This is a genomic window from Paenibacillus sp. O199 (genome assembly GCF_001636635.1).
Classification (GTDB): Bacteria; Bacillota; Bacilli; order Paenibacillales; family Paenibacillaceae; genus Paenibacillus; species Paenibacillus marchantiae.
The window spans coordinates 1-6,337 of the sequence record NZ_LGRP01000077.1; the positions used below are offsets into that span (position 1 = coordinate 1).

Here is a 6,337-nt window from a genome sequence, read left to right on the forward strand (position 1 = left end):
AATAGCGTGGGTTCGATTCCCATCACCCGCTTTATAGAAACAAAAAAAGGAGATGGTTTCTGCCATCTCTTTTTTTTGTGTTTTTTTACGTTTCTATCGGCATCTGAACATTCACTCCAATACTATTAATTTACCGGATCATAGCTTTATTAACAGTGGGATAATACACAGTACCACATTGATAAAGCTATGTTTATTTGCCATTTTGTAAAACGCTTACAAAAATATCTTGCCTAATCCTTCAGCCTGTAATACTATATCAATTAAGCGCTTAACCTTTAGGGGTAAGGCGCTTAAACTTAAAGTAGATTAAGCGCTTAACCCGTAAAGGGAAGGGAGATGATCATTCCATGACAACCATTAGACTGACGATGGCTCAGGCACTACTCCGATATCTGGATCAGCAATATATTTCCGTTGATGGGGTGGAAACCAAGTTTGTGAAAGGTGTTATCGGCATTTTTGGTCACGGCAACGTAACTGGTATTGGAGAGGCACTGGAACGTAGTTCTGGAAGTCTGACGTATATGCAGGGTAAAAATGAACAAGGCATGGTACATACGGCAGCAGCCTATGCCAAGCAGAAGAACCGTAGACAGATATATGCCTGCACAACATCCATCGGACCAGGAGCACTGAACATGATTACCGCAGCGGCAACGGCAACGGTCAATCGTATTCCCGTTTTACTGCTTCCGGGTGATAACTTTGCTACGCGTGAACCAGATCCCGTGCTGCAGCAACTGGAGGTAAGCGGCGATTATACGATTTCAGCCACTGATCCGTTCAAAGCGGTCAGCAAATACTGGGATCGCATCGTGCGTCCCGAACAGCTGATGATTGCTGCCACGCAGGCGATGCGCGTGCTGATGGACCCGGCGGAGACGGGCGCGGTAACGCTGGCGCTGCCGCAGGATGTGCAGGCAGAGGCGTACGATTACCCTGAATCGTTCTTCGCCCGCAAGGTGCATTACCTGGACCGTCGTCCCCCGGTCCAGGCGGCCATTGAACGGGCAGCGCAGCAGATTGCCCGTGGCAGGAAGCCGCTGATCGTAGCAGGCGGCGGCGTGTTGTATGCCGAGGCATCCACAGAGCTGGCTGAATTCGCCGAGGCATTTGGCATTCCGGTTGCCGAGACGCAGGCTGGCAAGAGTGCCTTGGCGTGGGACCACCCACTTAATGTGGGGGCTATCGGCGTTACCGGCTCGCTGGCTGCCAACAGGCTTGCCAGAGAAGCAGATGTGGTAATCGGAATCGGCACCCGGTTCTCGGATTTTACGACGGCGTCTCGTTCCGCTTTTCAGCATCCCGAAGCGGCCTTCATCAATATTAACCTGAACGGCATGGATGCCGCCAAATTGGGTGGGGAAGCGATTTTGGCGGATGCACGGGAAGGTCTGCAAGCTTTGCAATCGGCTTTACAGGGACGGCAGTACCACAGTGGATACGGAACATCTGAGATCGCCGACCTGCGGGATGAGTGGAACACCGAGGTGGATCGACTCTATGGACTGCAACATGAGGCAGGACTGGCACAGACGACCGCGGTCGGTGTTATTAATCGGACCATTGACCCTTCTTCCGTCATTGTGTGTGCGGCGGGAAGTTTGCCTGGAGACTTGCACCGTCTGTGGCGCGCGTCTGCACCGAAAACATACCACATGGAGTACGGTTTCTCCTGTATGGGCTATGAGGTGAGCGGTGCATTCGGAGCAGCTCTTGCGGAGCCGGATCGTGAAGTGTATGCCATGGTGGGTGACGGTAGTTACCTAATGCTTCATTCTGAACTGGTGACGAGCTTGCAGGAACAGAAGAAGATGACCATTTTACTATTCAACAACAACGGATTTCAGTGTATTCATAATTTGCAACGGGAGCACGGAAGTGACGGTTTCGGCAACGAGTTCCGCTATCGGGAATCGGAGAGCGGACGACTGACAGGAGATTACATGCCTATGAATTTTGCAGCCCATGCCCGCAGCCTTGGAGCTAAATCTTATAAGGCAGAGACGACAGAACAATTGGAGCAGGCGATCAGAGACGCACGGAATGAGACCGTGACTACACTGATCGAAATTCCAGTTGTGCCCGGAACCAATGCAGGCGGATATGAGTCCTGGTGGAATGTGGGCGTGCCGGAAGTATCCAACGAGGAAAAGGTGATAACGGCTCACCACGCGATGCAGGCAAACCGTGCCAAAGCTAGACTCATTTAATTGAGCATATCATCAATCCAAAGAGTAACTTTCAATCAACATGATATAGATGGGAATGCGCGCGTTAAATCGAATGATGCAAAAATGTTGAACCACAAAAGGAGACGTGGAGCCATGAACAAGCTGCCATTTCAGCTCGGGATTCATCCGATCAACTGGGTCGGAGAGGATGTAAAGGAGCATGGTGATGCAACAACATGTGAACAGATTCTGGATGACATTCAGCGACTTGGCCTGACAGGTACGGAGATGGGACGCAAATATCCCACGGATCCAGACACATTGCGGGAGGAGCTGGGCAAGCGCAATATACGCCTCGTTTCCCAGTGGAAATCGGTATTGTTCTCCGACCCGGCGTATCGCCAGTCTGAGCTGGACAGCTATCGCAGACACGCGGAGTTTCTGCAATCGATGGGCAGTACGGTGATCAGCACGGCGGAAGTAGGTGGCTCCCTGCATTTTGACCCAAGGCGGACACCACATGAAAAAGAAGTGTTGAGGCTCAGTGAATCGGAATGGCAAATCTTTGCTGAGGGGCTGAACGAAGCAGGTGCCATCGCCCGTGAGCACGGGTTGAAGCTGACGTATCATCACCATGGCGGTACCGTTGTTGAGCAACCGGAAGAGATCGATAAATTGATGGAACTGACTGACCCATCTCTTGTTTATTTGCTCTATGACACAGGTCATGCTTACTACGGCGGAGCTAACCCGTTAGCTCTCCTACGCAAGCATTATGACCGGATTGCCTATATTCATCTGAAGGATATCCGTCCTCAAGTGTTGGACGCAGCACGGGCGGAACAGTCTGATTTTGTGGGCTGTATTCGTAAAGGGGTTTTTACGGTTCCCGGAGATGGATGTATTGATTTTGCACCGATTCTGCAGGAGTTGGTCACACGGGGGTATGATGGCTGGGCGATGCTTGAAGGGGAACAGGATCCTGCGATTCATAATCCGTATGAGTATGCGCGGCGATCGTTGCAATATATGGAGTCCTTATACCAACACAGCTGATAAAGTCATGGCCATCGGGAGAGAGCCATACCATGAGGTAAACCAGATTATGAGTGTGAGTTTGATGAATGTATCTTTTCAAATCCCATCACAGAAAGGGGTTCAAATACAATGACTTACGTATCCTTTCCTGATTCCAGGAAGATGGATTTCACCGCGATTGGCCGTCTGTGCATCGACTTGAATGCCAATGAGATCAATCGCCCGATGGAAGAGACGATGACTTTTACAAAATATGTGGGCGGATCTCCGGCTAATATCACGATTGGCATGTCCAGACTCGGTATGGAAACGGCATTTATCGGCAAAATCGCGAATGACCAGATGGGCAGGTTCATCAACAGTTATCTGGAGCGGAACGGGATCGATACGTCAAATGTGGTAACGGACGATACCGGAGCGGTGACAGGACTTGCTTTTACCGAGATCAAAAGTCCAACCGATTGCAGCATTCTAATGTACCGTGACCACGTGGCTGATCTGCTATTGCAGTCGAGAGAGGTGCAGGAACAGCTAATTGCCGACTCCAAAGTTTTACTCATTTCAGGTACAGCCTTAGCCCAGAGTCCATCTCGTGAAGCGGTATTCCAGGCGCTGGCATATGCGAAAAAGCATGGCACAATCATTGTGTTCGATCTGGACTATCGTCCTTACACATGGACATCAGCCGAAGAGACGGCGGTCTATTATAACCTCGCGGCCGAGAAATGCGATATTATCCTGGGCACACGTGAAGAGTTCGACATGATGGAAACGTTTGACCATAATCCAGACCATAGCGATCAGGTGACCGCGCAAAAATGGTTCGATTTCTCAGCTAAAATTGTCGTCATCAAACATGGCAAGGAAGGCTCCATTGCCTATACAGGTGAAGGGCTATCTCATCAAACGGACAGCTACCCTGCGCGTGTGGTGAAGACCTTTGGAGCAGGTGATTCCTACGCGGCGGGATTCCTGTATGGGTTGATGCAGGGATGGACGATTAAACGCAGCATGGCGTTTGGCAGTGCGGCAGCATGTATCGTTATCTCCAGCCACAGCTGCTCGGATGCGATGCCAACGGTGGAAGAAGTGAATGACTATATTGAACGCTGCAATCGAGGCGAAATTACGGTTTCTTGAAGCGTGCTGAAGTACTTGGAGTGGATGGAGTAATTGACGCAACGCATATATAAGCGAAGGGAGACAGGGATATGGGAAAAGGGATTTCGGAAGCGTCAGTAACAGCGACAATGGTTCAAAACTGGATTGGGGGTGCCTGGGTGACCCCGGCGGCAACCCGTACGGAGCCGGTTGTGAATCCGGCTACGGAAGAGGTCATTGCACACGTACCGCTGTCTGAACAGGCGGATGTGGACTTGGCCGTCCAGACGGCACGGGAGGCGTTCCCTTCCTGGAGTGGCACACCGGTTCCTCGCCGTGCACGGATTCTGTTCCGTTACCAGCAGCTGCTGGTGGAGCACTGGGAAGAACTCGCGCGGCTGGTTACGCTGGAGAACGGTAAAAGCTACGCGGAAGCCTACGGCGAAGTGCAGCGTGGCATCGAATGCGTCGAATTCGCGGCAGGCGCCCCGAACCTGATGATGGGCAAACAGCTGCCCGACATCGCCACCGGGCTGGAGTCAGGCATGTATCGGTACCCAATCGGTGTAATTGGGGGAATAACCCCCTTCAACTTCCCCATGATGGTACCGTGCTGGATGTTCCCGCTGGCGATTGCGTGCGGCAACACCTTTGTCCTGAAGCCGTCCGAGCGCACACCGCTGCTGGCAGGCCGTCTGGCTGAGCTGTTCAAGGAAGCAGGGCTTCCGGACGGCGTGCTCAATATCGTTCACGGTGCGCATGACGTCGTGAATGGCCTCCTTGAACACAAGGATGTTCAAGCGATCTCTTTTGTCGGATCACAGCCTGTGGCTGAATATGTTTACACTACCGCATCCGCACATGGCAAACGGGTACAGGCGCTTGCTGGTGCCAAAAATCACTCGATCGTTATGCCGGATGCCGATCTTGATCTGACGGTGAAAGAAATCACCAGTGCGGCCTTCGGCTCAGCCGGAGAACGCTGTATGGCCTGCTCGGTTGTTGTCGCCGTCGGCGATGTTGCTGACACGCTGGTGCAAAAGCTGGTGGAAGCAGCAGATCGTATCACCATTGGTAACGGCATGGATGAAGGGGTATTCCTGGGTCCTGTCATTCGTGGTCCGCATAAGGAACGTACACTCAGCTACATTGAATCCGGAGAACAGGAAGGCGCTGCTCTGATTCGGGATGGTCGCAAAGATGAAGCGACAGGCAAGTCCGGTTATTTCGTTGGTCCGACGGTATTTGATGAGGTGCAGAGCACTATGAAGATTTGGAAGGACGAGATTTTTGCACCGGTACTCTCGGTAGCGAGGGTAGCTACGTTGGAGGAAGCAGTGGAACTGGCCAACCGTTCCGACTTTGCCAACGGAGCTTGCCTGTTCACCCGCAGTGGAGCAAGCATGCGCCAATTCCGTGAAACGATTGATGCAGGCATGCTGGGCATTAACTTGGGCGTACCTGCGCCAATGGCATTTTTCCCTTTTTCCGGCTGGAAGAAATCGTTCTACGGTGATTTGCATGCTAACGGTACAGATGGCGTTGAATTTTATACTCGCAAAAAGATGGTTACTGCCCGCTGGTAGTCACTCAGGGCATACCAGCCAATGGAAGAATGGTGAGTCCACATGGACACATACAGGGAGGATAACGGAATGGGCAAGGATAAAGTGAGAATTGGCATCATCGGCGCTGGTCGTATTGGTAAAATTCATGCGGACAATCTCATGCGCAACCCGCATGCCGAGATTGTTGGCATCAGTGATTTGTTTGCAGGACCGGAGCTGGAGGAGTGGGCTTCCAGCCGTGGCATTCCGGTGGTAACGACAGATAGCAGCCAGCTGATCGCCATGCCAAATGTGGATGCAGTGCTGATCTGTTCCTCAACAGATACGCATGTACCCCTGATTGAACAGGCAGCCCAGGCGGGCAAACACATTTTTTGCGAGAAGCCGGTCAGTATGGATCTTCATCAGACTCAGGCAGCTGTTGCAGCCGTGCAGAAGGCTGGGGTAAAGCTG

Annotated in this window: 5 protein-coding genes; all 5 read left to right on the plus strand. The window is 51.9% G+C overall.

What is annotated here, in order from left to right; genetic code table 11:
* The first annotated feature begins 350 nt into the window (after window positions 1-350).
* Complete coding sequence (iolD, locus tag A6049_RS32005; RefSeq protein WP_063568435.1) at window positions 351-2,216, plus strand: 3D-(3,5/4)-trihydroxycyclohexane-1,2-dione acylhydrolase (decyclizing); 1,866 nt, start codon at window positions 351-353, stop codon at window positions 2,214-2,216.
* 114 nt (window positions 2,217-2,330) lie between these two features.
* Window positions 2,331-3,233 (plus strand): myo-inosose-2 dehydratase, encoded by a 903-nt coding sequence (gene iolE / locus A6049_RS32010; protein WP_063568436.1) that lies wholly within the window; start codon window positions 2,331-2,333, stop codon window positions 3,231-3,233.
* A 111-nt stretch (window positions 3,234-3,344) separates the two neighbouring features.
* A complete protein-coding gene (gene iolC, locus A6049_RS32015) occupies window positions 3,345-4,355 on the plus strand; it encodes a 5-dehydro-2-deoxygluconokinase (RefSeq protein WP_063568437.1) in 1,011 nt (336 codons plus the stop codon).
* Window positions 4,356-4,426: 71 nt separating this feature from the next.
* The gene (locus tag A6049_RS32020; RefSeq protein WP_275078687.1) at window positions 4,427-5,902 is read left to right on the plus strand and encodes a CoA-acylating methylmalonate-semialdehyde dehydrogenase; all 1,476 of its coding nucleotides are present in this window, start codon (window positions 4,427-4,429) and stop codon (window positions 5,900-5,902) included.
* A gap of 69 nt (window positions 5,903-5,971) precedes the next feature.
* Window positions 5,972-6,337, plus strand: a 366-nt coding sequence (locus tag A6049_RS32025) for a Gfo/Idh/MocA family oxidoreductase (protein WP_161490676.1), incomplete at its 3' end; no start/stop codon positions are given.

Excerpts from the sequence above, each read along its gene's own strand:
- iolE (WP_063568436.1), top strand. The coding sequence starts at position 2,331 with ATGAACAAGCTGCCATTTCAGCTCGGGATTCATCCGATCAACTGGGTC.
- A6049_RS32020 (WP_275078687.1), top strand. The coding sequence starts at position 4,427 with ATGGGAAAAGGGATTTCGGAAGCGTCAGTAACAGCGACAATGGTTCAA.
- iolD (WP_063568435.1), top strand. The coding sequence starts at position 351 with ATGACAACCATTAGACTGACGATGGCTCAGGCACTACTCCGATATCTG.
- iolC (WP_063568437.1), top strand. The coding sequence starts at position 3,345 with ATGACTTACGTATCCTTTCCTGATTCCAGGAAGATGGATTTCACCGCG.